This is a genomic window from Nocardia blacklockiae, assembly GCF_015477355.1.
Classification (GTDB): Bacteria; Actinomycetota; Actinomycetes; order Mycobacteriales; family Mycobacteriaceae; genus Nocardia; species Nocardia blacklockiae.
This window is the reverse complement of record NZ_JADLRJ010000001.1, coordinates 445,230-469,405: the sequence shown is the minus strand read 5'-3', so window position 1 is coordinate 469,405 and position 24,176 is coordinate 445,230. Positions and strand designations below refer to the sequence as shown.

The window sequence follows — 24,176 nt, the reverse complement described above, 5'->3', positions numbered from 1 at the left end:
GTATCCGCCGGGCGCTTCGTCGTTACGCACACTGCCTCCTCCGGGCCCGTAGTCGACCGCGGAGCGCGCCGGACCCTTCGCCGTTCCGCAAGCTGACTGCTCCGGGCCCGGGGCGGACACGCGCCGAATCCCGCGCCCGGAACGGGCGTCCCCGCCCGTCCCGACGCACGCTCAGTGCCTTCTCTTGTTCCGCTTCCCGCTCGGCCGGGCGCCGGGTCTCGGTGCGCCGGAACCGGTTTGACGCGGCCGGGCGACGCCGGTGGCCGCGCTCGCGCGCTGCGCCGCGGCCTCCCCGACGCGCGCGCTGCCGACGGCGGACCGCTTGGCGAGCACCTTGCGGGTGTGCGCGGCCACCGGCCCGAAACGCTCCTTGATCGACACCAGCAGCGGCACCGCGAAGAAGATCGACGAGTAGGCGCCGACGATCATGCCGACCAGCTGCACCAGCGCCAGGTCCTTCAGCGTGCCCACGCCCAGCAGCCACACCGCGATCACCAGCATGCCGATGATCGGCAGGATGCCGATCACGGTGGTGTTGATCGACCGCATCAGGGTCTGGTTGGCGGCGAGGTTGGCCTGTTCGCCGTAGGTGCGGCGGGTCAGGTGCAGCACCCCGCGGGTGTTCTCCTCCACCTTGTCGAACACCACGACGTTGTCGTAGAGCACGTAGCCGAGGATGGTCAGCAGGCCGATCACGGCCGCGGGCGTCACCTCGAACCCGACGATCGAATAGATGCCCGCGGTGACGATCAGGTTGAAGAACAGCGAGGCGATCGCCGCGATCGACATGTCGCGCTCGAACCGGATGGCGATGTAGATCATCGTCAGCAGCACGAACACCACCAGGGCGATGAGCGCCTTGCGGGTGATCTGCCCGCCCCAGGTCTCGCTGATCTCGGCGACGCTGATCGCGTTGCGGCTCACCGCGCCGCTGGAGTCCTTCGGGTGGAAGGCGTCGAACAGCGCGTTCTGCACCTGTTCCTGCTGCGCGGAATCCAGTGTGTCCGACCGGATCTCGAACGAGGCGGCGGCGCCGGAGCCGACCTTCTGCACGGTCACCGGGTCGTGGCCGATGGCCTTGTTGTAGGCGGACTCGACCTGCGAGGTGCTCACGCCGTCGGCGGCCGGCAGCTGGATGCGGGTGCCGCCGGCGAAGTCGATGCCGAGGGTGAACCCGCGCACCACGATGCTGGCCAGCGCGATCACCACCAGCGCCAGGCTCAGCGCGTAGTAGAACCGGCGGCGGCCGACGATCGCGAACCCGCCGGTGCCGGTGTAGAGCCGTTCGAAGAAGCCGTGCTTGGGCATCCGGTCGGTGGGCTCGTCGACGGGTCCCGCGTCGAGGACGGAGTTGTTGCTCATGCTCACGCCTCCTTTCCGGCCAGCACGCCCGCGGCGGCCTTGCGTTCACGAGCGAGCTGCTGGACCGCGCCCAATCCGTTGACCGAGGGTTTCGCCCAGAACGGCGAGCGCGAGGCCATCATCATCAGCGGGGCGGTGACCAGGTACAGCACGACGACGTCGAGCACGGTGGTCAGGCCGAGGGTGAACGCGAAGCCCTTCACCTGCCCGGCGGCCAGGATGTACAGCACGGCCGAGGCGATCAGGCTGACCGTCTTGCCCGACAGGTTGGTGCGCTGGGCGCGGGCCCAGCCGCGCGGCACCGCCGAGCGGAAGCTGCGGCCCTCGCGCATCTCGTCCTTGATGCGCTCGAAGAACACCACGAAGGAGTCGGCGGTCATACCGATGCCGATGATCAGACCGGCGATGCCCGCCAGGTCCAGGGTGAAATTGATCCACCGGCCCAGCAGCACGATGATGCCGTAGACCGCGAAACCCGAAGCGACCAAGGAGAATCCGGCGAGGAAGCCGAGCATCCGGTAGTAGAGCAGGCAGTACAGCAGCACCGCCACCAGGCCGATCGCGCCCGCGATCAGGCCCGCCTTGAGCGAGGACAGGCCCAGCGTCGCCGACACCGTCTGCGCCTCGGAGGTCGCGAACGACAGCGGCAGCGACCCGTACTTCAGCTGGTTGGCCAGCTCCTTGCCGGTCTGGGCGTTGAAGTTGCCGGTGATCTGGGTGCTGCCGCCCTGCTGCGGGCCCTGCTGCACCTGCGGCGCGCTGATCACCTTCGAGTCCAGGGTGAAGGCGATCTGCTTGTAGACGTACTCGCCGGTGAGCGCGGCCCAGGCGTCGGCGTTCTTGAAGGTCAGGTCAACCGCCCACCGCGACTGCTGGGTGTCGAACTGGGCGCTGGCGTCCTTGATGTCCTGGCCGTCGATGCGGCTCTTGTCCAGCAGGTACACCTGGGCGCCGTCGGTCGAGCAGGTGACCAGCGGCAGGTTCGGGTCGTCGTTGCCGGTCAGCGGGTCGGGCTTGTTGCAGGTCATGGTCGCCAGGGCGAGCTGCTGGATCTGCGGGTCGGTGCTCTGCCGCAGCTCCTTGGCCTTGGCGATCTCCTGCTGGGTCTGCTGCGCCGGGGTGAGGCCGCCGGGCTGCGGGGACGGCGTGGTCGGCGGGGCCGGGTTGTCCGTCGGGGTTGGTGCCTGGGCGGGGAACACGCGGTTCTGCGCCGAGCCGCCGGTCGCGCCCGAGGGCTCGGTGCCCGCGCTCGCGCCGGATTCCGTTGCGCCCGTGTCGGATTGGGTACCGCCGGTCGCGGAGGGCTCCGGCGCCGGGGTGCCCGTCTCGGGCGCGCCGCTGGGCGGCGGCGACTGATCGGTCGGCGGGGCGGTGCCGGGCGTCTGCGCGCCGCCGGGCTGCTGGGCACCCGCGCCACCCTGCGGCTGGGCGGCCTGCAGCACCGGGCGGATGTAGAGCTTGGCGGTGGTCGCCAGGGCCTTGGCCTGCTGGCCGTCCTCGCCGGGAACGGTGATCACCAGGTTGCTGCCGTCGATGACGACCTCGGACCCGGCCACGCCGAGCCCGTTCACCCGGGATTCGATGATCTGCTGGGCCTGCTTCAGGCTGTCCTGGCTCGGCTTGCTGCCGTCGGGGGTGCGCGCGGTGAGCGTGACCCGGGTGCCACCCTGCAGGTCGATGCCGAGCTTCGGCTCCGCGGACTTGTCACCGGTGAAGAACACCAGCGCGTAGATCACGGCCAAGAGCAACGCGTAGACGCCGAGCAAGCGCAGTGGATGCCCCGTTCCCTTGGAAGGTGGCACAGTACTTATCTCCTAGGCGGTGTCGAGTGGGACGGCGGTCGCACCGAGGCGGTGACGCACCGGGACGGCCGTGACGAAGGGAACGCGCGGGCACGCGCCGACGCCCCCGCACCGCGGGCACGCGGCGATGCGAGGGCGCGAGCGGTCAGTCCTTGCCGAGCCGGGTGGCCGTGTCCTCGGCCGACTCCTCCGTCGCCCGGGCGGACTCGGCCGGAGCCGACGCCGCGGGCGGCTCGGCGGCGGGCTGCTCGGGGGCGGTGTCGTCCGCCGGCGCGTCGTCGGCGGCGGCAGGCGCCGCGGCCGCGCCGTCGGTGGCGTCGGTCTCCTCGGTGCGCACGTCGCGGACCGCGGCGCGCAGCCAGGTGGTGACGACGTCCTCGGCGATCTCCAGGTCGACGGTCGTCTCGTCGGCGTCGACCACGGTGCCGTACAAACCCGACGTGGTGGTGACGCGGTCGCCGATCTTCAGCGCCTCCTGCATGGAAGCGACCTTCTCCGCCTCCCGCTTCTGGCGGCGGACACCGAGGAACATCGGCACGAGCAGGGCTACCAGCAGCAGCGGAAACAGCAGTTCCATCGTCGTAGTCGGTCCCTAGTCTGTGGGTTGGGATGGGTATTTACCCACACAGTCTGCCAGTCCTGCGCGATACCGCCACACCCGCACCGCCCGGGCGGCGCGGCTACGCCGCCTGCTCGCCGTAGGTGTAATCGTCGAGCGGGAAGCTCACGGCCTCGCGATGGGTGGTCAGGGTGCTGTTGGGGCGCAGCAGCGCGGCCTCGCCGTGCTGGTTGAAGTAGTAGCTGCGGGCGGTGGCGCAGTCGCCGCCGTAGAACACCGACGAACCCAGCTTGCGGGTGACGTAGTCGAGGAAGCGGGCATTGGCCTGCTCGGTCACCTCGAACACCTCCTCGCCGCGGCGGAACAGCTCGCCGAACAGCCGGCCCATGTGCTTCATCTGCGCCTCGATGGTGGTGAAGTAGGACAGGCCGCTGTAGGAGTACGGGCTGTTGAGGCTGAGGAAGTTCGGGAACTTGGGCACGGTGATGCCCTCGTAGGCCTGGAAGCGGTTGTCGCGCCAGAACTTTCCGAGATTCACCCCGTCGCGGCCGATGATCTCGAGGGCCGGGAAGTTGACGTCCCACAGATTGAAGCCGGTGGCCAGGATCAGGGTGTCGATCTCGGTCTTGCGGCCGTCGGCGGTGACGATGCCGTCGGACTCGAGGTGGTCGATGGACTCGGTCTCGAGCCGCACGTGGGGTTCGTTGAAGGTCTTGAAGTAGGTGTTGGAGAAGGTGGGCCGCTTGCAGCCGAAGTCGTAGTCGGGGGTGAGCTTGCGGCGGGTCTCGGGGTCGTCCACCTGCGCCCGCAGGTGCGCCTTGGCCAGCAGCGCCGCGGCCTTGTTGCCGAACTTGGCCTGCTTGTAGTGCAGCACCCCGGACACCATCAGCAGTTCCAGCGCGCCGGTGTTGACCAGCCGCGCGGCCTTCTGGGTGAGCGGCACCCGGGCGAACAGCTCCTGGACCGGCTTGGGAATGCGGGTGTCGACCTTGGGCACCACCCAGATCGGGGTGCGCTGGAACACCGTCAGCTCCGCGACCCGCTTCGCCGCCTCGGGCACCAGCTGCACCGCGGTGGCGCCGGTGCCGATGATCGCGGCCTTGCGGCCGGTGAGGTCGACGCCCTCCTCCCACGCGGTGGTGTGCAGGATCTTGCCCTCGAACGAGTCGATGCCCGGGAACGGCGGGGTGTAGGGCTGGGACAGGAACCCGGTCGCCGCCAGCAGATAGCGCGCGGTCAGGGATTCGCCGCCCTCGACCGACACGACCCAGTGCCGCTGCTCCTCGTCCCAGCGGGCGCCGCCGACGGTCTGCCCGAACCGCATCCGGCGGCGCAGATCGTATTTGTCGGCCACGTGCTCGGCGTACCGCTTGAGTTCCGCGCCCGGCGCGAACAGCCGCGACCAGTACGGATTCGGCTCGAAGGAGTACGAGTAGGTGACCGAGGCGATGTCCACGGCCAGGCCCGGATACCGATTCACATGCCAGGTGCCGCCCAGATCGGCCTCGCGCTCGAGGATGACGAAATTGCCCAGGCCGAGCCGGTCCAGCTCGATGCCCGCGCCCATCCCGCCGAACCCCGCCCCGACGACCACGGCGTCGTACTGAGGTGCCACGTCGAACCTCCCTGTTACCAGAAGTAGCTATTACAGAATGACACATCATTCCGTTGCGGAACACCGTATCATCGGCTCCGTGCCGAAGCCATCCACCCATCTCGAGCGTCGCAAGGCCGAGCTGCGCCAGGAGATCATCGACACCGCGTTCGCCTGTTTCGCCGAAAAGGGTTATCACGCAACGGGAATCGCGGACATCGCCGGCCAGCTGGGTATCGGGCACGGCACCTTCTACCGCTATTTCGCCAACAAGCGCGACATCATCGACCACGTCATCGACGACCTGGCCGCCCGCATCATCGATTCGCTGGGCACCGACAACGCCCCGGACGCGGCGACCACGCTCGAGGAGTACCGCGCGCAGGTCGAGCGCATCGGCGCCGCCCTCAATCACATCTTCCTGGAGGATCGCCGCGTCTCGCAGCTGCTGCTGTTCCAGGCGACCGGCATCGACAGCGAGCTGACCCAGCGGCTGTACGGCCTGCTCGACACCGCCGACGCGCTCACCGCGGGCTATCTCGAGCACGGTGTCGAATTGGGTTATCTGCGCGCCGATCTCGACACGGCCAATACCGCGAAGGCGGTGACGGGCATGATGCTCGCCGCCGTGGTGCACGGGCTGCGCGATCCCGATCCGGGCGCGGCGGCCGCGCTGACCGAGGCGATCCGGCGGGTGCTGATCGACGGGGTGCGCCGGGACTGAGCTCGGCGAGCGCGACGGGTCCGGTGGCCTACTATGACCACGCGGATCAGCGCCGGGGACAGAGGAAGAACAGCGTGACAGAAGACCCACAGTGGTGGAATCAGCCGACAGCGGGCGCCGGACAGCAACCACCCTCGGGACCTCCGCCGTACCCCCCGCCGCAGCAGCACGGATATCCGCAGCAGCCGGCGCAGCCGTACGAGTATCCGCCGCTGGAGGCGCAGCAGCCGTATCCCGGCGGGTATCCCCAGCCGGGGTATCCGCAGCCGTACGGCACTCCGCCGCCGCGCAATTCGCAGACCGGGCTGATCGTCGGGCTGCTGCTCGGCGGGCTGGTGCTGGTGCTGGTGGCCGTCGGTGTCGTTGTGGCGGTGAACAAGTCGTCGCAGGACGACGACACCGCGACGGCATCCGGTAGCTCGTCGGCCCGCGCGACGAGCGCCGCCGCCACCAGCAGCGCCCCGCCGACCACCACCGCCGCGCCGCCCACGACGGCGCAGCAGGGCTCGACCACGGCCGCCGTGACGCCCGGCTTCCAGGGCGTCGCGGTGCCCTCGCGCGGGATCGCCTACGACGTGCCCGCGGGGTGGAAGGTCGACAAGGAGAGCATGATTCGCGGTTTCGAGGACGGCAAGGGCAACCGGATCTCGGGCACCGGCACGGCCGTCGACGGCCAGGACTACTGCCCGTCGTCCAATCGCACGACCGCCTTCGTGAGCCGTTCGGAGCGGCCGGACCTCGCCACCGCCGCGACCGACGTCGGGCGGATGGCCGCCACCTACGGGTTCAACAGTCCCCCGGACACCGCCGCGACCCCCGCCTCCCCGCTGACCACCGGCAGCGGCATCGCCGGGCAGCTGGTCGAGACCTCCGGCAGCTGGCACCCGGACGACCCGGCCTGCACCACCACGCGGTTCTCCGTCTACACCTTCGCCTTTCCGGGCCCGCAGAATCCGATGCTGGTGCTGACCATCGCCGCCGATCGCGGCGTGCCCGGCGAGGTCACCCCCGAGGTCGCCCGGCAGATCTTCGGCAGTGTGCGGAAGCTCTGAGCGCGGTCAGGAGTCGAACAGGTCCAGCGTCGGGTGCGGTTCGCGCCCGCGGACCTCGATGGAGCCGAACACCAGATCCGGCGGCGGCACCAGGCCCAGGTGCTCCCAGGCGGCGGCGGTCGCGACGCGGCCGCGCGGCGTGCGGGCGACCATGCCGGCGCGGACCAGGAACGGCTCGCACACCTCCTCGACGGTGGTGGCCTCCTCCCCCACGGCGACCGCCAGCGTCGAAACGCCCACGGGCCCACCGCCGAAGCTGCGGACCAGCGCGCCCAGCACCGCCCGGTCGAGGCGGTCCAGGCCCAGGTCGTCGACGTCGTAGACGGCCAGGGCGGCGTGCGCGATCGCGCGGGTGATGACGCCGTCGGCGCGCACCTCGGCGTAGTCGCGCACGCGGCGCAGCAGCCGGTTGGCGATGCGCGGCGTGCCGCGCGATCGGCCCGCGATCTCGGTGGCGGCGTCGTGTTCGATCCGCACGTCGAGGATGCGGGCCGAGCGCAGCAGGATCAGCTGCAGTTCCTCGGGCTCGTAGAAGTCCATGTGGCCGGTGAAGCCGAACCGGTCGCGCAGCGGGCCGGTCAGCGCGCCCGAACGGGTGGTCGCGCCGACGAGCGTGAACGGCGCGATATCGAGGGGAATCGAGGTGGCGCCGGGCCCCTTGCCGACCACCACGTCGACCCGGAAGTCCTCCATCGCCAGGTACAGCATCTCCTCGGCGGGGCGGGCCATGCGGTGGATCTCGTCGATGAACAGCACGTCGCCCTCGACCAGGTTGCTCAGCATGGCGGCGAGGTCGCCCGCCCGCTCCAGCGCCGGACCGGAGGTGATGCGCAGGGCCGAGCCGAGTTCCGCGGCGATGATCATGGCCATGCTGGTCTTGCCGAGGCCGGGCGGGCCGGACAGCAGCACGTGATCCGGTGTGCCGCCGCGCTGTTTGGCGCCGCGCAGCACCAGCGCCAGCTGTTCGCGCACGCGCGGCTGGCCGATGAAGTCGTCGAGCGACTGCGGGCGCAGGCCGGCCTCGATCTCGCCGTCGGAACGCAGATAGCTTGCGCTGACCGGGGATTCGGTCTCGTCGTGCGGTTCGGTCATGCGCTGGCCCTACTTGTTCTTGCCGAGCAGGCCCAGCGCCGCGCGCAGCGCCCGGGAGGTGTCCAGGGCGGGCTCGTCGGCGAGTACGGCGTCGACGGCGGGCTCGGCCTGCTTGGCGGGGAAGCCGAGCCCGACGAGCGCCTCCACCACCTGCTCGCGGACGGGGGTGACGACGGGCGCGGGGCCGGTGCCGGGCGGACCCGATTGCACCGGAACGAGATTCACCTTGTCGCGCAGTTCCACCACCATGCGCTCGGCGCCGCGCTTGCCGATGCCGGGCACCCGGGTCAGGGCCGCGACGTTGCTCTCGGCCAGCGCCTTGCGCAGCGCCTCGGGCTCGAGCACCGCGAGCACCGCCATCGCCAGCCGCGGGCCGACGCCGCTCACCGTCTGCAACAGGCCGAACAGGTCGCGGGCCTCGGTGTCGGCGAAGCCGTAGAGCGTCATCGAGTCCTCGCGCACGATCATCGCCGTGTACAGGCGCGCCTCGTCGCCGCGGGTGAGCCCGGCCAGGGTGGAGGGGGTGGCGTTGAGCCGATAGCCGACGCCCGCGGCCTCCAGCACCGCGTGGTCGAGCCCGATCTCGAGCACCTCGCCGCGCACCGACGCGATCACCCGGTTACCGCCTTTCGTTGCTGGGCCAGCCTTTCGGCGTATTTCCGCTGTGCCTGCGCCGCCTGGGCCTCCGCCTTCGCCATGCGCTCCAGCATCGGGGCCCGCCAGCAGTGACAGATCGCCAGCGCGAGCGCGTCGGCGGCATCGGCCGGCTTCGGCGCCGTGCGCAAGCCTAGGATCTTGGTGACCATCGCCGTCACCTGAGCCTTGTCCGCGGACCCGTTGCCGGTGACCGCGGCCTTGACCTGGCTGGGCGTGTGGAAGGCGACCGGGATGCCGCGGCGGGCGGCCGCCAGCGCGATCACGCCGCCGGCCTGGGCGGTGCCCATCGCGGTGCGCACGTTGTGCTGGGAGAAGACCCGCTCGATCGCGACCGCGCCCGGGCGGTGGGTGTCCATCCAGTGTTCGGCGGCGTCGGAGACCAGCAGCAGGCGCTGGGCCAGGTCCATGTCCGGCGGGGTGCGCACCACGTCCACGGCGAGCGCCGTGACCTGCCGGCCGAGCCCGCTCTCGACGATGCTCACACCGCACCGGGTGAGCCCCGGGTCGACGCCCATCACCCGCACGAAAAGCACCCCTCCACATCCGCGAACAGTTGTTCGAAGTCTAACGGACCGGGCCCCGCGACCGGGTCATCGACACGGGCGGGATCGCGGGCACCCCGCCGCACGTCTCACACCCGCAGGGTCGCGGGTAAGCCCACGCTGACAGCGACAGAGTGGCGCGCAGGCGCACCCTGGCAGCCGGCCGACAGACTTCGCCGGGATTTCGTCAGGGCAGGCGGGCGGCGAAGGCGGCGTGGGCGTCGGCGGAGAATACGACGAACCGGATCTGCGCCACCGGGGTCTCGGTGGCGCGCACGGTGTCCACGGCGATGCGGGCGCCGTCGTCGAGCGGCCAGCCGTAGACGCCGGTGGAGATCGCCGGGAACGCCACCGTCCGCGCGCCGAGTTCCGCTGCCACGCGCAGGGATTCGCGGTAGCAGGACGCCAGCAGCGCGGAGCGGTCGGTGCTCGCCGACCAGCGCGGGCCGACCGTGTGGATCACCCAGCGGGCGGGCAGCGCGCCGGCCGTGGTCGCGACCGCCTGCCCCGCGGGCAGGCCGTCGGCGTACGTGGTGGCCCGCAGTTCGCGGCATTCGGACAGGATCGCCGGTCCGCCGCGGCGGTGGATCGCCCCGTCGACTCCGCCGCCGCCGAGCAGCGTCGAATTGGCCGCGTTCACAACGGCGTCCACGTCCTGCTCGGTGATGTCACCGCGCACCAGCACCAGTTCGCTCATAGCCCGAGTGTGCCCCGCCGGGACGGGTCCATGCCCCGACACCGCCGACGCGACCCACACCTGCGCGGATGCGCCGCCGCCGTCGCCTACCGTGATCGGCTATGGCCTGGATTCTGCTCGTGCTGTCGGGATTCATGGAGACCGCCTGGGCGACCTCGCTCGAGGCGTCTGAGGGTTTCAGAAAGCCGGTGCCGACCGTCGTCTTCGCGATCACATTGGCGCTGAGCATGGCCGGGCTGGGGCTGGCACTGCACGAGATCCCGGTCGGCACGGGATACGCGGTGTGGGTGGGCATCGGGGCAGTCGGCACCGCGCTGGTCGGCATGATCTGGCTGGGCGAGCCGGTGTCGGTGTCGCGCATCGTGTGCCTGCTGCTGATCGTCGCCGGGGTGGTGGGGTTGAAGCTGTTCCACTGAGCGCGGCCGCGGATTCGCAGGCGATTCACAGCGCATCTCGAGGTAGCGCACCGACAATGTCCCGGTGTTCCTCGCGCCGATGGATGTGCCGCCGCCCGCGCCGACCGGCACCGTGGCACCGCCGCCACCGCCGCCGCTGCCCTCGTCGAATCCGCACCCCCACAACGGTTTCCAGCACGGCGTCGCGCTGCTGCACGGCTGGCTGCCGCTCACCGTCGAGCTGATCGCGCTCGCCCTGCTGCTGCTCGCGGTCGTGCGCGGCCCGCGGCGCTGGTGGGCGGTGTGGCTGCCGGGGTGCGCGGCGCTGGGTGTCGCCGGTGCGGTGGCGGCGTGGGCCTATATGAACAACGAGGGCCTGGCCTCCGATCCCGCGCCGCCGCTGCTGTGGGTGTGTGTCGGCGCGACCGTCGGGTCGCTCGCCGTCGCGGTGGCGGGCTGGCGGCACGCGCGCTGGTGGCGGCGCGCGGCGGCGGTGCTGGCGGTCCCGCTCACGCTGCTGAGCACGGGCGTGGTGCTCAATCAGTGGGTGGGCTACTACCCCACCGCGCAGTCGGCGTGGAGCGCCCTCACCGCCGGGCCGCTCCCCCACCAGACCGACCTGGACGCGCTCGCCGCGCTGCGCGGCACCACCGTGCCGACCGGCGTGGTGGTGCCGGTGCGAATCCCCGACTCCGCCAGCGGATTCGAGCACCGCACCGAATACGTGTATCTGCCGCCCGCGTGGTTCGCCGGGGATCGCCCGCCCGCCCTGCCGGTGGTGATGATGATCGGCGGCGAATTCAACACGCCCGGCGACTGGTTGCGCAGCGGCCAGATCATGCCCGATGTCGACCGGTACACCGCGAGCACCGGCGGGCGGGCGCCGATCCTGGTGTTCGTCGACGCCAGCGGCAGTTTCAACAACGACACCGAATGCGTGAACGGCCCGCGGGGCCGGGCCGCCGACCATCTCACCGGCGATGTCGTGCCGTATGTGGAGTCGACCTTCGGCGCGGCGCGGGACCCGGCGAACTGGGCGGTCGTCGGCTGGTCGATGGGCGGCACCTGCGCGATCGACCTCACGGTCATGCACCCCGAGCTGTTCCACACCTTCGTCGACATCGCCGGGGACCTCGGACCCACCGCGGGGACGAAAGACCGTACGGTGCAACGACTCTACGGCGGCGACGCCGCGCAGTGGGATCGGTTCGACCCGCTCACGGTGCTGGCGAAACACGGTCCCTACTCCGGTGTCGCGGGCCTGTTCGACGATCTCACCCCGCCCCGGCGGCACGGCGCCACCCGGCGCCCGTCCACCGACGACGACGCGGCGGGCCTGCACGGCCGCGACGGCGTGGTGGACACCGGCGAGGTCGGCGCGGCCGAGAAGCTCTGCGCCGCAGGAAGACTCGACGGCATCGACTGCACGGTCCACACCACCACCGGCGGGCACACCTGGCAGTTCGCCGCGGCGGCGTTCGCGTCGTCGTTGCCGTGGGTGTCGGCGCGGGTCGGCGCGACCTCAGTCCTCGGGTAACGGGATCAGCACCAGGTGCTCGGGCAGCGCCGCCGGCGAGGTCGTGCAGCTGCTGCGCCCCGCCACCAGGCTCACCCCGCCCCCGTGCGCCACCAGCCATCTGCCGCACACGCAGCGCAGATATCGAACCGTCCGGTGCGAGGAGACGTGCATCGGTGCGGGCCACGAGCAGGACGGGCAGGCGACGGACATACCCAACCCTGCGTAACGACCGACCGTTTTTCAATCACCCCGGCGGCGTGGCGGCCGAACTGTTCGGCGCGCGCGGCACTTTTCCGCGGGCCGCGCCGTTCATACTGGTAGACCACCCGACCGCAGATCAGGAGCCCGCATGAGGCAACACTCGACTTCGCGCCCGCGCCGCGGGCCGGCCCGCATCGAGGTGGCGTCGTGAGCCTCGTCGGAGCCGTGCTCGGCTACCTGCTGACGGTCTTCCTGCTGCTGCTCATCGCCCGGCTGATCGTGGACTGGGCGGAAATGCTCGCCAACCGCCCGAGCTGGCTGTGGAAGGTGCGCCGCTTCACCCACGCCGCCACCGAACCGGTGATCGCCCCGGTGCGGCGGGTGCTGAAACCGGTCCGCCTCGGCGGCGTCGCCCTGGACTTGGCGTTCACGGTGGTCTTCCTGGCCGTCCTGATCCTGCGCTCGGTGGCTTTCAGCCTGTAGCGCTAAGGCGTCGGCGGCAATCCCCGCACCGGGTCGATGAATTCGTTGGTCACCAGGTCGCCTGCGGTGAGCCCGTCGGGTACCTGCTGGCCGCGGACGCGCAGCACCGGCGTCACGGCGGCGATGACGCGGTCGACGCGGGCGGTGTCGAAGTTCCCGAGTGTCGCGTCGGGTCCGTTGCCGACGATGTGCTCGGCCAGTTGCCGCCGCACCGAGTCGGCATTGCCGGCGGCGGTCATCGGCGGGCCGTCCGGGATCGTCTGCGCGATCCGCAGCAGCGCGTCGTTCACCGGTCCGGGGTCGGTGGCGTAGTCGATCTGGGCCTGTTGCAGCAGCGGCACCAGCTTCGCCAGGCACGGCCGCAACTTGTCGAGTTCACCGCGGCGCACCGACCAGGCGTGCGGATAGATCTCGTACCCGGCCTCGTGCACCAGCAGGTACTTCGTCGGTTTCTGCCAGCCCTTGACGTCGTGCTCCCACCGGTAGGGCTCGTTGGAGACGTACCCCTGCTGCATCACCCGGCCGTGCTCGGCGACGAACCGGCTGGGCGTGCCGTCGAACGAGGCGTCGGCCTGTTCCGGGCGCACGTACCCGTGCGCGATCAGGTAGTCCATGAAGACCTTCCCCTCGCTGTACACCACCGGCGCGCCGGTGGCGGCCACGTCGCGCCACGAATTGACCTGGTACGTCGCCGGATCCCACATGACGATCTGCGGATTGACGTCCAGCGACGCGAAGACGCCCCGCACGGGGAACTTCTCCTGCGACCGGATGGCGTCGTCGGTGGGCACGAAGCCCAGGGTGATGCTCGGGTCCTGATACATCTGCGCCGGGACCGGCTGCCCGCCGAGGAACGGCCCGCCCAGGCGGACCTCGACGTTGACGCCGGTGTCGCCCAGCGGACCCGTGTACGCGCCCTTCTTCACGTCGACGGTGCCGTCGGGACCGACCAGCTGGAAGGCCGCGGCGCGTTCCGGCGTCGCGTACCAATCCGTTTGGATGACGACGGTGGCGGGGCAGATACCCGCGAGCGGGCCCTGTCCGGTCGGCGCGGGGGTGGTGGTGGCACTGGTGCACGCGGCCAGCACGGCCGTGCCGCCGAGCGCGAGCGCGGCGAGGATGCGTTTGTTCACGAGCGTTCCTGATGTTCGAAGTGATGGGGAGAGAGGGTGTTTCGCTATGCGCCGCGGCGGCGGCCGTGCGCCCGGTCGACGCGGCCGGCCAGGAAGTCGAAGAACCAGAACAGCAGCAGTCCGATCAGCGAGGACAGCAGCAGCGCGGTCAGCAGCTGCTCGGTCGCCAGCCGCTGCCGGTAGACGTCGATCATCCGGCCGATGCCCGGTTCGCCCTGGCGGAAGAAGAAGTCCGCGACGATCGACCCGATCACGGCCATGCCGCCGGAGATCTTGAATCCGGAGATCATCGCCGGAAGGGCCGCGGGCAGTTGCAGTTTCACCAGCCGCTGGCGCCGGTTCGCGCCGTGCAGGGTGAACAGGTCGTGTTCGGCGGCGGCCACCGATTTCAGCCCGAACAGCGTATTGGTCACGACCGGGAACAGCGAGACCATCACGCACACGATGACGCGGCTGCCGAATTCGTAGCCGAACCAGAACCCGAACAGCGGCACCACCGCCAGGATCGGCACCGTCTGCAGGATCACCGCGTACGGGTACAGCGAGTACTCCGCCCAGCGCGCCTGGCTCATCACCACCGCGAACCCGACGCCCAGCACGATCGCGACGGCGAGACCGGCCAGCGCGATCTGCACCGTCGACCACAGCGCCGTCAGGATCTCGGTGCGCGCCACCGGGTCCAGCAGGCCCGCGGACAGCACCCGCTCGGGCGGCGGCAGCAGGAACCGCGACTGCTCGGGCAGCAGGTAGTGTCCCGCGACGTACCACGCGGCCAGGACCAGCACGAGGACGACGACCGGCGCGACGAGTCGCATCGCACCGGGACGGCCGCGGCGGGGCGAACTTCCGCGCAGACGCGGAACCCGCTGGCGCGCTGCTACTTTCGCGGTGGTGACCGCGTCACCCGCCGCCGTCATGCCGCACTCTCCCGCTCGGCCCCGTGCAGCGCCGCCGACACCGCGCCGGCGAGCTCCCCGAACTCGGCGGTGAAGCGGACCGCCGGATCGCGCGGAAACGCCAGGGGCACCGGGATTTCCGCGGCGACCCGGCCGGGCCGCCCGGTGAGCACCACCACGCGGGTGGACAGGAACACCGCCTCGGCGACCGAATGGGTGACGAACACCCCGGCGAAGCCGTCGCGCCGGAACAATCTGCTCAGCTCCTCGTTCAGGCGCTGCCGGGTGATCTCGTCGAGGGCGCCGAACGGCTCGTCGAACAGGAACAGCTCCGGCCGCAGCGTCAGCGCCCGGGCGATCGAGGCGCGCATCCGCATGCCGCCGGACAGCTGCGCCGGTTTGTGTTTCTCGAATCCGGCCAGACCCACCCGGTCCAGGGCGTCCAGGGCGGCCGCGCGGCGCGCGCGGCGCTCGACACCGGCCAGCTCGGCGGGCAGTTCCACATTCGCCAGCACGCTGCGCCACGCCAGCAGCGTGGCCTCCTGGAAGACGTAGCCGAGCCGCCGGGTGGCGACGCCGACCGCGCCGGAGGTCGGCCGTTCGAATCCGGCCGCCAGCCGCAGCAGGGTCGACTTGCCGCATCCCGAGGGGCCGACCAGGGAGACGAATTCGCCCGGCCGGACGGCGATGTCGACGTCGTGCAGCGCCTCGGTGCCGTTGCCGAAGGTCAGGCCCACGTGGTCGAAGGTGAGGGCGGGCGCGTCCGGCGGATCGCCGGCCGGTGCCGCGGTCGCGGGGGCGCTCGCGGCGGTGGTGGTGCTCATGACGTCAGTCCTATCCGCTGGTCGTTGCTGTCCTCGGTCCGTGCGATTACGCCGCTGTTTCGTATACGATCACCGGCGTCGTCGAGTGTTCCGGCACGAGCTACCACCCGTCCGCCCTTGACCACCAGCCGCCGCGGCGGCACCGCGACCACGGCCGCCGCGGGAGTGGGCGCGTCGACGGCGCACAGGTCGGCGGGCGCGCCGGGCACGAGACCGTAGCGATCGAGCCCGAGAACCCGTGCGCCGCCGTAGGTTCCGGCGGCGAGCGCGAGTTCGATCTCGGCGTCGGCGACGAGGCGGTCGCGGTAGGCGACGGTGGCGATCCGGCGCAGCATGTCGCCGTCGCCGTAGGGCGTCCACAGATCGCGGATGCCGTCGTTGCCCAGGGCCAGTGCGGCATTCGCCGCGTCCAGCACCCGCACCGGCGCCACCGGGGCCTCCCCGACCGCGCAGATCACCAGTGCCACACCGGCTTCGGCCAGGTCGTCGGCGACGCGGCGCTGCTCGTCGGCGGGCAGCGCGCCCAGCGCGTAGGCGTGGCTGATCGCGACGCGGCCCGCCAGCCCGGTGGCCCGGGTGCGCTCGATGATCAGATCGAACTGCCAGGCGCCCAGCGAACCGCCGTCGTGCAGGTGGATGTCGATCTTTGCGCCGTAGCGCTCGGCCAGCCCGAACACCACGTCGAGGTGCGCGACCGGGTCGCGGTCGTGGCCCGCCGGGTCCAGCCCTCCGACCACCTCGACGCCGTCTGCCAGCGCCGCGGCCAGCAGCTCGGCGGTCCCCGGCCTGGTGATCAGACCGCCCTGCGGGAAGGCGACGAGTTCGACGTCCACGCGCCCGGCGTGGCGGGCGGCCGCGGCCCGGACCGCGTCGACGCCGCGCAGCCCGACCTCGGGGTCTATGTCCACATGACTGCGCACGTATGCCGTTCCCGCGCACACCATCTCGCCGAGCAGCGCCGCGGCGTACTCGGCGCTGGGCAGGCCCAGTTCCGCCCGGCGGCGCTCGCCGTTGGCGATGCGCCCCGCCAGTGTCCGGCCGCCGGTGTTGGGCGTCCACGGACCGCCCCACAGGGTCTTGTCCAGGTGACAGTGCGTGTCGACCAGGCCGGGGAACACCAGCGCGCCCGCCAGCTCGATGGTCGCGACGCCCGGTGCCGACAACCCGGGACCGATCGTGTCGATGCGGCCGTCGCGGATCAGGATGTCGGCGGGGTCGGCGGCTCGGCCCGGACGCCAGGGCCGGCCACCGGTCAGTAGCAGGTCGGTCACAATTCTCACCCTTCTCGAGCAACGGGTAGGGGGCCCGTTCGCGGTGTGGCGCGGCGGCGAGAGTTGGTGCGCCGCGGAGTGCTTCGTAACCTCGGGGAAGCATCGGCCGTCCCGGAACGAAACACACGGGTCGTATACAACTGGGGACGTCCGACTCCCGGGAGGCACCCATGGCCGATCTCATCCTGCGCAACGCCCGCATCGCCGACGCGGCCGAAACCGTCGACATCGTCGTGGCCGCCGGCCTCGTCACCGCTGTCGAGCCGCGGTCCGCCGCGCGCGCCGACAACGAGATCGACTGCGCGGGAAGGGTTGTCATCCCCGGGCTGATCGAGTCGCACCTGCATGTGGACAAGGCGCTGCTGGACGCGGAGCGGCCGAATCCCGACGGCACCCTGGCCGGGGCGATCGCGGTCACCGCCGAACTCAAGCGCGGCTTCACCGTGGAGTCGATCCGCGAGCGGGGCCGCCGCGTGCTGGACGCGGCGATCGGCCACGGCACCACGCTGGTGCGTGCCCACCCCGACGTCGACCCGATCGTGGGGCTGCGCGGCGTCGAGGCGCTGCGGGAGCTGCGCGAGGAGTACCGCGGCCGCCTCGACCTGCAGATCGTGGCGTTTCCACAGGAGGGGATCCTGCGCGCGCCGGGCACGCTGGAGTTGTTGCGCGCGAGCCTGTCCGCGGGCGCGGACGTGATCGGCGGGTGCGCCTACAACGAGGCGACGGTCGCCGACTGCCGCCGCCACGTCGACCTCGTCTTCGAGCTGGCCGCGGAATTCGGGGTGCCGGTGGACATGCACGCCGATTTCGCCGACGACGGCGCCGACCCGCGCTTCACCATGGCCGACTACATCGCCGAGGCCACGGCGCGGGCCGGCATGGGCGGCCGGGTGACCCTCGGGCACATGACCTCGCTGGCGGGCCTGCCGCCGGACCGGCGCGCCCGCACCCTGTCCCGGCTCGCCGACGCCGGGGTGGCGGTCGTGCCGCTGCCCGCGACGGATATGCACCTCGGCGGGCGGCACGATCGCGTCAACGTCCGGCGCGGCATCGCCCCCGTGCGCGAGCTGTGGGCAGCCGGTGTCGTTACCGCCTACTCCTCCAACAACATTCGCAACGCCTTCACTCCGTACGGCAACGCCGACCTGCTCGACATCGGGCTGTTCCTGGTGCAGACCTGCCACCTCACCGGCCCCGGCGACCTGGGGCGGGTGCTCGACATGGCCACCACGCAGGCGGCGCGGGTGACCGGCGTCGCCGACAGCTACGGAATCCGCGTCGGCGCGGCCGCCGATCTGGTGGTGCTGTCCACGCGCCGGGTCGCCGACGTGCTGCTGGACCGCCCCGATCGCTGCTATGTGCTCAAGGCGGGCCGGGTGGTCGCCCGCACGACGCGGTGGCACGAGCTGGCCCCGGCGCCGGTCCCCGGCCATCACGCCGCCCGCTCGTTGCCCTGATGCACCAGGGCGTCGATGCGGCGCTTGTAGTCGTTGAAATCCGCTGCGGTGGCGTCCCTTTCGGGCGGCAGGTCGATAGCCAGGATCTGCCGGATGTGCCCGGCGTTGCCGTGCGCCGCGCCGCCGGCCATCACGACCACCCGGTCCGCCAGGTACACCGCCTCGTCGATGCTGTGGGTGACGAAGACGACCGTGACGCCGGTGTCGCGGTGGATCCGCGCGAGTTCGGCCTGCATGGCCGAGCGGGTCAGGGCGTCCAGCGCGCCGAACGGTTCGTCCATCAGCAGCACGGCGGGCCGGTTCGCCAGGACCCGCGCGATGGCGACGCGCTGCTGCATGCCGCCGGAGAGCTGGTGCGGGAAGGCGTTCCGCATCCGCGTCAGGCCGACGGTGTCCAGGCAGCGGTCGGTGGTCTCCCGGATCTCGGCCCGCGGCCGCCGGGCCTGTCGCGGGCCGTAGGCGATGTTCTCGGCGACGGTGAGCCACGGAAACAGCCCGTAGTCCTGGAACACCACGCCGCGGTCGGGCCCCGGCCCCGCGATCGGCTCGTCGCCGACCGTGGCCGAACCCGCGGTGGGGGCCTCGAATCCGGCGAGGATGCGCAGTAGCGTGGACTTGCCGCAGCCGCTCGCGCCGACGACGCAGACGAATTCGCCCGCGGCGATGTCCAGGTCGACGTCGGCGACGGCGGGTACGGCGGCACCGGGGTAGCGCTTGCCGAGCCGTTCGAGGTGCAGGCGGGCGGGCAGCCGCGGGCGGCGCCGAGTGGAGTAGATCTTCATCGCGAATCCTGTCTCAGGTGGTCTCGGGCAGCAGCGGACGCCGCCGCGCGCACAGCCGGATCAGCAGCAGGAGCAGACGGTCGGCGAGGAACCCGGCCAGACCGATGACGATCATCACCGCGACGATGAGATCGGTGCGGGACTGCTCGCGCGCCTGGGTGATCAGCGCGCCCAGACCGACTCGGATGCCGACGGTTTCGCCGACGACGAGGATCACCCACGACAGTCCGAGGGCGATGCGCAGCCCGGCGACGATGCCCGGCACCGCGGCCGGCAGCACCACCTTGTACAGCGTCTGCGCCGGACGGGTGCCCAGCATGGCCGCGGCCTCGACCAGGCGCCGGGGCACCGCCTGCACGCCGGCGATGGTGTTGAGCAGGATCGCGAACACCGCGGCGAGGAAGACCAGGAAGATCGTCGAGCGGTCCCCGAAGCCGATGATCAGCAGCGCCAGCGGCGCCCACGCGGTGACCGGGATCGGCCGGATCAGATTGACGGTGGGCTCGATCATCTTGTAGATCGGCCGCGAGCGCCCCATCACGATGCCCAGCGGAATGGCGAGCAGGGCGGCGAGCGCGAAGCCTTGCAGCACGCGCACGGTGCTGGCGTACAGGTGCAACCACAGGGTGCCGCTGTAGGAGTCGTCGATCAGGCCGCCCGCGGCGAGGTCCGCCAGCCGCCGGGCGACGTCGAACGGCGTGGGCAGGTAACGCATCTGGATGCCCAGCGGCAGCGTCCAGCCGCCGTGCACGCCGCGGTCCCATGCCAGCACCAGCAGCGCGGGGACCGGCAGCGCCCACAGGACCGCCGCCGCGCGCTCCCGGTAACGGTCCGTCGGGAGCCGCCGCGTGGCGCTACCGGTGACCGGAACCGCTGGGGCGGCGGTCTTTTCGGTGTCGGCGGGTGCGGCGGTGCGGGTCATCGCGCACCCGCCGTCGCCACCAGGCCGGTATCGAACACCGCGGCCGTGTCGGAGGCACCGGACAGCTGGTCGAAGGCGACCATCTGCGCGGCCAGCGCCGCCACCTGCCGCCGGTACTCCTCGTCCAATTCCCAGCGCGGCGTGACGTTCTCGATCGAGAGGGCGGCGACGGCGGGATCGACGCCGAAGGTGTCGGTCAGACCCCGCGCCCAGGCCGCGTGGTCGGCGCGCATCAGTTCGACGGCCTGCACGAAGCTGCGCACGGTGCGCTGCGCCCGCTCGCGGTCGCCGGTGAGCATCCTGCCGCTGGTGCCGAGCACGATGTTGACGCCGCCGATCGCGGTGTCGTACGGCGAGAGCAGTTGCCGCGCACCGGCTTTCAGCGCGAGCGAGACGCCGGTCTCGGCGCCGAGGAAGGCGTCGATCCGCCCGGTCCGGTAGGCGTTCACCATGTCCGAGTAGGCGAGGTTGACCAGCTGCACGTCGGTCGCCGGGTCGAGTCCGTGGGCCCGCAGCGTCAGCTTCAGCAGGATCTCCTGGGACGAACCGGCCGGGTAGCCGATCTTCTTGCCGCGCAGCGATTCCGGGGTGGTGAGCTCGGGGCGGCCGACGAATCCGGAGCCGCCGTTCGCGGCCGAGGCGACGATGCGCACGTCCTGCCCGGCGGCGGCGCCCGCCAGCATCGCCGGCGCGCCCAGCACGCCGAAGTCGACCGCGCCCGCGGCGAGCGCGTTCTTGATGTCCGGCGAGTTGTCGAACAGCACGATCTCGTAGCTGGTCCCGGCCGGGGCGAAGCGCTGCATGAAATACGGTGCGTACAGGTGCGGCTGGCCGCGCAGGGTGCCGATGCGCAGTGCGTGCGGGTCGCCGCCGGCGCTGTCGGGGGTGGCGAGGCAGGCGGTGAGCCCGGCCAGCGACACGACGGCGACGCAGGCCGCGAGCACGGCGCGGAGTGGGCGTTTCATGACGGTTCCTTACGGGACGGCGGACGCCTCGGCCAGGGCAGCGGCGCTGCTGCTCGCCAGGCGGATCAGGGAGCGGTCGGTGTCCGGCGCCCCCACCAGACAGAGTCCGAGGGGCGTCCCGCCGGCGCGCGACAGCGGCAGGGTGACGGCGGGCAGACCGGCGAGCGAGGCCAGGCAGGTCAGCCGCAGGGTGCGCGCCCGCGCGAGTTCGCGGCCGGGCACCGCGACCGTGCGCGGCGGGGGCGGCGCGGCGACGGTGGGCAGCACCAGGTTTCGGCCCGCCAGGCGGTCCCGCAGCCGCGCGGCCGCGTCGGCGAGCACGCGCCGGGCCGCGTCGGCCGCGGTGCGAGTCACCGTGGCGGCGTAGGCGAATCGCTCCGCGACCTCGGTGTCGAGGGCGTCCGGGTGAGCGGTGATCCAGGGGCCGTGGCTCGCCCACGCCTCCGCGGCCTGCACGGTGCGGAAGGCGTCGTACCAGGCGCCCGGATCGGCGTGCAGGGACAGCGGTTCGGCGTCGAGCGCAGCGGCGGCGGCGAGGATGGCCGCGGCCGTGTCGGCGTCGGCCACCGCGCACACGTCGGGATCGACCACGAGCCGCGCGCTGTCCGAAACTCCTTTGGGCAGCAGGTGTTCCGCTACGGCCGCCAACGTGTCCGCGTCGCGGGCGAGCCACCCGACGGTGTCGAAGGAGGGGGCCAGCGGCAGTAGCCCGGCGGTGTCGACGCGCCCGTGGGTGGTGCGGATGCCCCACAGCCCCTGGTACGCGGCGGGTACCCGGATCGAGCCCGCGGTATCGGTGCCGAGCCCGATCGTCACCTCGCCGCGGGCCACCGCGACCGCGGGCCCGCTCGAGGAACCACCCGGAACCCGATCGGGCGCAAGGGGATTGACCGGCATGCCGTAGCGGCCGTTGCCGCCGGTGATGCTGTAGGCGAATTCGTCGGTCTGCGCGATGCCGGTGACCTCCGCGCCCGCGGCCAGCAGCGCCGCGACCGCCGCGGCGTGCCGGGTCTCCGGCGCGCGGCTCGCGGGATAGGCCCGCACCCCGGCCCCGACGGCGAATCCGGCCACCGCGAACAGATCCTTCACCGCGACGGTGTGGCCGGTCAGCGGCCCGCTGCCGAGCGCGGGGACCAGCGGCGCGCCCCGGGCCCGCCAGACCGCGGGATCGGCGGGGGTCATCGGGCTCGCTCCAGCACGCGGCGGGCGAACTCGCCGCGCGCCGCCGCCCCGAAGTCGGCGACGCGCACCGCGCCGTGCACGCCGCGCACCCGGTCCACCGCCTGCGAAACGGTGAAATCCGTTGCGGCGCTGAGGTACAGATACGCCTGCCGCGGCTCGGCGTCGAACAGCGCGACGACCAGTTCGACCGCGTGGCGCACGCAGTGCGCGAGCGCCACGTCCAGGTCGGCGTCCAGCCCGGTCGGCACGACGAACCCGTGCCCGGCGGCGAACGGGCCCACCTCGCCGCGCAGACCGTCGCGCACCTGCTCCGCCGGGACGACGTCCAGGGTGAGCGTCGCGCGCAGCGGCGCCTCGAACGCGGTGAGCGCCACCTCCCCGTCGCCCTGGGCGTAGTGCGGGTCGCCCACGTAGAACAGGGCCTCCGGAACCTGCACCGGCAGAAAGAGAGTCGCGCCGGGAGTGAGCAGCCGGATATCGAGGTTGCCGCCGTGCGGACCGGGCGGCACCGAGTCCGCGCGGCGGTCGGTGGCGGTGGCGACGCCCATCAGCCCGAGGAACGGCGACAGCGGAAACCGCGCCCGGCGGGCCTCGTCGGCGCGGATCGGCATGTCCCCGAACCACTGTCCGTCCCGTTCGCGCACCGTGCAGAACTGGCCGTAGTCCCCGTCGAAGCCGGGGCGACCGGCCAGCACGCCGCGGCCGTGCCGCGTCGAGATCACCCCGTACGGCGCGCGCATCACCAGGTCGTCGATCCGCACGGCGAGCAGGTCGCCCGGCCGCGCGCCCGCGACGGCGATCGGCCCGGTCACGATGTGCGGGCCCGCGCCGCGCTCGCGGCGGCGCGTCGCGGTCACCTCGACGGCGTCGCCCAGCACCTGGTCGCGCGCCACCCCGTGCCGCCCGAAGTAGGCCACCGGATCCGAGCCCTGGTCCGCGAGGATGCCCTCGTGGCTGACGGTGTCGACCAGCACGGTCGTCCCCGGCGCCACCGTCGCCACCGGAATGTCGGCGGCACACGGCAATCGGCCCCACAGCACGCGCCCCGGGTCGGCGGGCACGTACACCGCGCCGCGGTCGACGCCCTCGCCCGACTGCAGCACCGGAAATGCCGCCGGACGTTCCTCGACCATCGCTGTCACCTGCGCCCCTTCCGTCCGTGGCCCATATTGGTCGGACCACTTATCGACCGACGATAAGAGCCCGCAGCGCCCGGCGCGATGCGAGCGAGGGAACGTAATCAGCGATTTACCGCCGCGAAATACCTTGGCGGACCAGCCGCGCGACCGAATCCGAGTCCTGGTCTACGATTGGTCCGACCACAAGAGCGACGAAGTACAGGGGGCGGGATGACCGCATCGATACCGCCGCTGCGCCGCGCGCACAGCGTCAGCGCGGAGGTGGCGGCCCATCTGGAACGGTTGATCGTCACCGGCGAGCTGCGCGCGGGCGACCGGCTGCCGCCGGAGCGGGAGCTGGCCGCGCGCATGAACGTGTCCCGATCGTCGTTGCGGCAGGCCATGTTCGAACTGGAGTCGAAGAAACTCGTCGAGCGGCGGCAGGGGCGCGGCAGCACGGTCGCCGACATCTCCCGCGGCGCGGCGGAACTGCACGACAGCCTGGCCGATCCCGATATCGAACTCGGTTACGCCACCGAACTCCGCGATCTGGTCGAACCGCGCATAGCCCAACTGGCCGCGGTGCGCGCGGTGGAGTCGAATCTGCTGTCGCTGCACCGGGTTCTCGACCGCTCCGACGACACCCTGTCCCCCGGCGAGTCCATGCGGCTCGACATCGAGTTCCACACCCTGCTCGCGCACGCTGCCCAGAATCCGCTGCTGGTGACGCTGTGCACGAAGACCACGGAGTGGACCGAACGCACCCGCGCCCTCTCCCACCGCACCCGGCTGGGCCGCCGCGTCTCCATCGACGGGCACCGGCTGGTCTACGACGCGGTCGCGCGCCACGACGGGCCCGGGGCCGCGGCCGCCATGGAGCAGCATCTGCGGGAGGTCCGCGAGGTCAGCGCCACCCGCTGACACGCCGCAGGCCGCCGCCCCGGGCG

At 71.9% G+C, this 24,176-nt stretch carries 25 protein-coding genes; 7 read left to right on the top strand and 18 right to left on the bottom strand.

Annotation, left to right across the window (positions count from 1 at the left end):
* Positions 1-171: 171 nt before the first annotated feature.
* The 4 genes from secF to IU476_RS02120 form a co-directional block, all read right to left on the bottom strand.
* The gene (secF, locus tag IU476_RS02135; RefSeq protein ID WP_195095951.1) at positions 172-1,362 is read right to left on the bottom strand and encodes a protein translocase subunit SecF; all 1,191 of its coding nucleotides are present in this window, start codon (positions 1,360-1,362) and stop codon (positions 172-174) included.
* Positions 1,363-1,364: 2 nt separating this feature from the next.
* Positions 1,365-3,164, bottom strand: a complete 1,800-nt coding sequence (secD, locus tag IU476_RS02130) for a protein translocase subunit SecD (RefSeq protein ID WP_195095950.1) — start codon at positions 3,162-3,164, stop codon at positions 1,365-1,367.
* 145 nt (positions 3,165-3,309) lie between these two features.
* On the bottom strand, positions 3,310-3,741 hold the full coding sequence (gene yajC / locus IU476_RS02125; RefSeq protein ID WP_195095949.1) for a preprotein translocase subunit YajC: 432 nt from the start codon (positions 3,739-3,741) through the stop codon (positions 3,310-3,312).
* Positions 3,742-3,844: 103 nt separating this feature from the next.
* A complete protein-coding gene (locus IU476_RS02120; protein ID WP_195095948.1) occupies positions 3,845-5,338 on the bottom strand; it encodes a flavin-containing monooxygenase in 1,494 nt (497 codons plus the stop codon).
* A 70-nt stretch (positions 5,339-5,408) separates the two neighbouring features.
* On the opposite strand from IU476_RS02120, the gene IU476_RS02115 reads away from it, so the two are divergent.
* Together IU476_RS02115 and IU476_RS02110 are read left to right on the top strand one after the other, a co-directional pair.
* Entirely contained in the window at positions 5,409-6,041 is a 633-nt protein-coding gene (locus IU476_RS02115; protein ID WP_438943971.1) for a TetR/AcrR family transcriptional regulator, read from the top strand.
* A 74-nt stretch (positions 6,042-6,115) separates the two neighbouring features.
* Positions 6,116-7,093, top strand: coding sequence for a DUF8017 domain-containing protein (locus tag IU476_RS02110; protein WP_195095945.1), 978 nt, complete (start codon positions 6,116-6,118; stop codon positions 7,091-7,093).
* A gap of 6 nt (positions 7,094-7,099) precedes the next feature.
* On the opposite strand, the gene ruvB is transcribed toward IU476_RS02110, so the two are convergent.
* The 4 genes from ruvB to IU476_RS02090 form a co-directional block, all read right to left on the bottom strand.
* Positions 7,100-8,185: a Holliday junction branch migration DNA helicase RuvB gene (gene ruvB, locus IU476_RS02105; protein ID WP_195095944.1), complete on the bottom strand. Its 1,086-nt coding sequence runs from the start codon at positions 8,183-8,185 to the stop codon at positions 7,100-7,102.
* Positions 8,186-8,194: 9 nt separating this feature from the next.
* Positions 8,195-8,800, bottom strand: a complete 606-nt coding sequence (gene ruvA, locus IU476_RS02100) for a Holliday junction branch migration protein RuvA (RefSeq protein WP_195095943.1) — start codon at positions 8,798-8,800, stop codon at positions 8,195-8,197.
* Complete coding sequence (gene ruvC / locus IU476_RS02095; RefSeq protein ID WP_195097345.1) at positions 8,797-9,366, bottom strand: crossover junction endodeoxyribonuclease RuvC; 570 nt, start codon at positions 9,364-9,366, stop codon at positions 8,797-8,799. Before ruvC ends, ruvA begins: the two co-directional genes overlap by 4 nt.
* Before the next feature lie 205 nt (positions 9,367-9,571).
* Positions 9,572-10,081: an O-acetyl-ADP-ribose deacetylase gene (locus IU476_RS02090; protein ID WP_195095942.1), complete on the bottom strand. Its 510-nt coding sequence runs from the start codon at positions 10,079-10,081 to the stop codon at positions 9,572-9,574.
* 101 nt (positions 10,082-10,182) lie between these two features.
* Between IU476_RS02090 and IU476_RS02085 the strand changes: the two genes are divergently transcribed.
* A complete protein-coding gene (locus IU476_RS02085) occupies positions 10,183-10,497 on the top strand; it encodes a DMT family transporter (protein ID WP_195095941.1) in 315 nt (104 codons plus the stop codon).
* Positions 10,498-10,582: 85 nt separating this feature from the next.
* Positions 10,583-12,013, top strand: a complete 1,431-nt coding sequence (locus IU476_RS02080; RefSeq protein WP_195097342.1) for an alpha/beta hydrolase — start codon at positions 10,583-10,585, stop codon at positions 12,011-12,013.
* On the opposite strand, the gene IU476_RS02075 is transcribed toward IU476_RS02080, so the two are convergent.
* Positions 11,999-12,205, bottom strand: a complete 207-nt coding sequence (locus tag IU476_RS02075; protein WP_195095940.1) for a hypothetical protein — start codon at positions 12,203-12,205, stop codon at positions 11,999-12,001. The two genes, IU476_RS02080 and IU476_RS02075, sit on opposite strands and share 15 nt — an antisense overlap.
* A 198-nt stretch (positions 12,206-12,403) precedes the next feature.
* On the opposite strand from IU476_RS02075, the gene IU476_RS02070 reads away from it, so the two are divergent.
* On the top strand, positions 12,404-12,679 hold the full coding sequence (locus tag IU476_RS02070) for a YggT family protein (RefSeq protein WP_195095939.1): 276 nt from the start codon (positions 12,404-12,406) through the stop codon (positions 12,677-12,679).
* A 2-nt stretch (positions 12,680-12,681) separates the two neighbouring features.
* Here IU476_RS02070 and IU476_RS02065 read toward each other — a convergent pair whose 3' ends face one another.
* Genes IU476_RS02065 through IU476_RS02050 form a run of 4 tightly spaced genes read right to left on the bottom strand, consistent with a single transcriptional unit; the run spans position 12,682 to position 16,803 of the window.
* Entirely contained in the window at positions 12,682-13,812 is a 1,131-nt protein-coding gene (locus IU476_RS02065) for a hypothetical protein (protein WP_195095938.1), read from the bottom strand.
* Positions 13,813-13,856: 44 nt separating this feature from the next.
* Positions 13,857-14,729, bottom strand: a complete 873-nt coding sequence (locus tag IU476_RS02060; RefSeq protein ID WP_195095937.1) for an ABC transporter permease — start codon at positions 14,727-14,729, stop codon at positions 13,857-13,859.
* A complete protein-coding gene (locus IU476_RS02055; RefSeq protein WP_195095935.1) occupies positions 14,726-15,532 on the bottom strand; it encodes an ABC transporter ATP-binding protein in 807 nt (268 codons plus the stop codon). Before IU476_RS02055 ends, IU476_RS02060 begins: the two co-directional genes overlap by 4 nt.
* The gene (locus IU476_RS02050; protein WP_195095933.1) at positions 15,529-16,803 is read right to left on the bottom strand and encodes an amidohydrolase; all 1,275 of its coding nucleotides are present in this window, start codon (positions 16,801-16,803) and stop codon (positions 15,529-15,531) included. The genes IU476_RS02055 and IU476_RS02050 overlap by 4 nt, the downstream gene beginning before the upstream one ends.
* Positions 16,804-16,973: 170 nt before the next feature.
* Between IU476_RS02050 and IU476_RS02045 the strand changes: the two genes are divergently transcribed.
* A complete protein-coding gene (locus IU476_RS02045; protein WP_195095931.1) occupies positions 16,974-18,260 on the top strand; it encodes an amidohydrolase family protein in 1,287 nt (428 codons plus the stop codon).
* On the opposite strand, the gene IU476_RS02040 is transcribed toward IU476_RS02045, so the two are convergent.
* Genes IU476_RS02040 through IU476_RS02020 form a run of 5 tightly spaced genes read right to left on the bottom strand, consistent with a single transcriptional unit; the run spans position 18,236 to position 23,244 of the window.
* Positions 18,236-19,042 (bottom strand): ABC transporter ATP-binding protein, encoded by an 807-nt coding sequence (locus tag IU476_RS02040; protein WP_195095929.1) that lies wholly within the window; start codon positions 19,040-19,042, stop codon positions 18,236-18,238. The genes IU476_RS02045 and IU476_RS02040 overlap by 25 nt on opposite strands.
* Positions 19,043-19,055: 13 nt before the next feature.
* The gene (locus IU476_RS02035) at positions 19,056-19,964 is read right to left on the bottom strand and encodes an ABC transporter permease (protein WP_195095927.1); all 909 of its coding nucleotides are present in this window, start codon (positions 19,962-19,964) and stop codon (positions 19,056-19,058) included.
* Complete coding sequence (locus IU476_RS02030) at positions 19,961-20,929, bottom strand: ABC transporter substrate-binding protein (protein ID WP_195095925.1); 969 nt, start codon at positions 20,927-20,929, stop codon at positions 19,961-19,963. The genes IU476_RS02035 and IU476_RS02030 overlap by 4 nt, the downstream gene beginning before the upstream one ends.
* A gap of 9 nt (positions 20,930-20,938) precedes the next feature.
* Positions 20,939-22,111: an amidase family protein gene (locus IU476_RS02025; protein WP_195095923.1), complete on the bottom strand. Its 1,173-nt coding sequence runs from the start codon at positions 22,109-22,111 to the stop codon at positions 20,939-20,941.
* The gene (locus tag IU476_RS02020) at positions 22,108-23,244 is read right to left on the bottom strand and encodes an acetamidase/formamidase family protein (RefSeq protein WP_195095922.1); all 1,137 of its coding nucleotides are present in this window, start codon (positions 23,242-23,244) and stop codon (positions 22,108-22,110) included. Before IU476_RS02020 ends, IU476_RS02025 begins: the two co-directional genes overlap by 4 nt.
* Positions 23,245-23,460: 216 nt before the next feature.
* Here IU476_RS02020 and IU476_RS02015 point away from each other — a divergent pair, with 216 nt between their 5' ends.
* Positions 23,461-24,150, top strand: coding sequence for a FadR/GntR family transcriptional regulator (locus tag IU476_RS02015; protein ID WP_195095921.1), 690 nt, complete (start codon positions 23,461-23,463; stop codon positions 24,148-24,150).
* The last annotated feature ends 26 nt before the right edge of the window (positions 24,151-24,176 follow it).

Bases quoted from the DNA above. Each gene is read 5' to 3' on its own strand.
- IU476_RS02060 (WP_195095937.1), bottom strand. From the start codon at position 14,729: ATGACGGCGGCGGGTGACGCGGTCACCACCGCGAAAGTAGCAGCGCGC.
- IU476_RS02075 (WP_195095940.1), bottom strand. From the start codon at position 12,205: ATGTCCGTCGCCTGCCCGTCCTGCTCGTGGCCCGCACCGATGCACGTC.
- IU476_RS02085 (WP_195095941.1), top strand. From the start codon at position 10,183: ATGGCCTGGATTCTGCTCGTGCTGTCGGGATTCATGGAGACCGCCTGG.
- IU476_RS02090 (WP_195095942.1), bottom strand. From the start codon at position 10,081: ATGAGCGAACTGGTGCTGGTGCGCGGTGACATCACCGAGCAGGACGTG.
- IU476_RS02055 (WP_195095935.1), bottom strand. From the start codon at position 15,532: ATGAGCACCACCACCGCCGCGAGCGCCCCCGCGACCGCGGCACCGGCC.
- IU476_RS02030 (WP_195095925.1), bottom strand. From the start codon at position 20,929: ATGAAACGCCCACTCCGCGCCGTGCTCGCGGCCTGCGTCGCCGTCGTG.
- IU476_RS02020 (WP_195095922.1), bottom strand. From the start codon at position 23,244: ATGGTCGAGGAACGTCCGGCGGCATTTCCGGTGCTGCAGTCGGGCGAG.
- IU476_RS02015 (WP_195095921.1), top strand. From the start codon at position 23,461: ATGACCGCATCGATACCGCCGCTGCGCCGCGCGCACAGCGTCAGCGCG.
- yajC (WP_195095949.1), bottom strand. From the start codon at position 3,741: ATGGAACTGCTGTTTCCGCTGCTGCTGGTAGCCCTGCTCGTGCCGATG.
- IU476_RS02025 (WP_195095923.1), bottom strand. From the start codon at position 22,111: ATGACCCCCGCCGATCCCGCGGTCTGGCGGGCCCGGGGCGCGCCGCTG.
- IU476_RS02040 (WP_195095929.1), bottom strand. From the start codon at position 19,042: ATGAAGATCTACTCCACTCGGCGCCGCCCGCGGCTGCCCGCCCGCCTG.
- IU476_RS02035 (WP_195095927.1), bottom strand. From the start codon at position 19,964: ATGACCCGCACCGCCGCACCCGCCGACACCGAAAAGACCGCCGCCCCA.
- secF (WP_195095951.1), bottom strand. From the start codon at position 1,362: ATGAGCAACAACTCCGTCCTCGACGCGGGACCCGTCGACGAGCCCACC.
- ruvB (WP_195095944.1), bottom strand. From the start codon at position 8,185: ATGACCGAACCGCACGACGAGACCGAATCCCCGGTCAGCGCAAGCTAT.
- IU476_RS02045 (WP_195095931.1), top strand. From the start codon at position 16,974: ATGGCCGATCTCATCCTGCGCAACGCCCGCATCGCCGACGCGGCCGAA.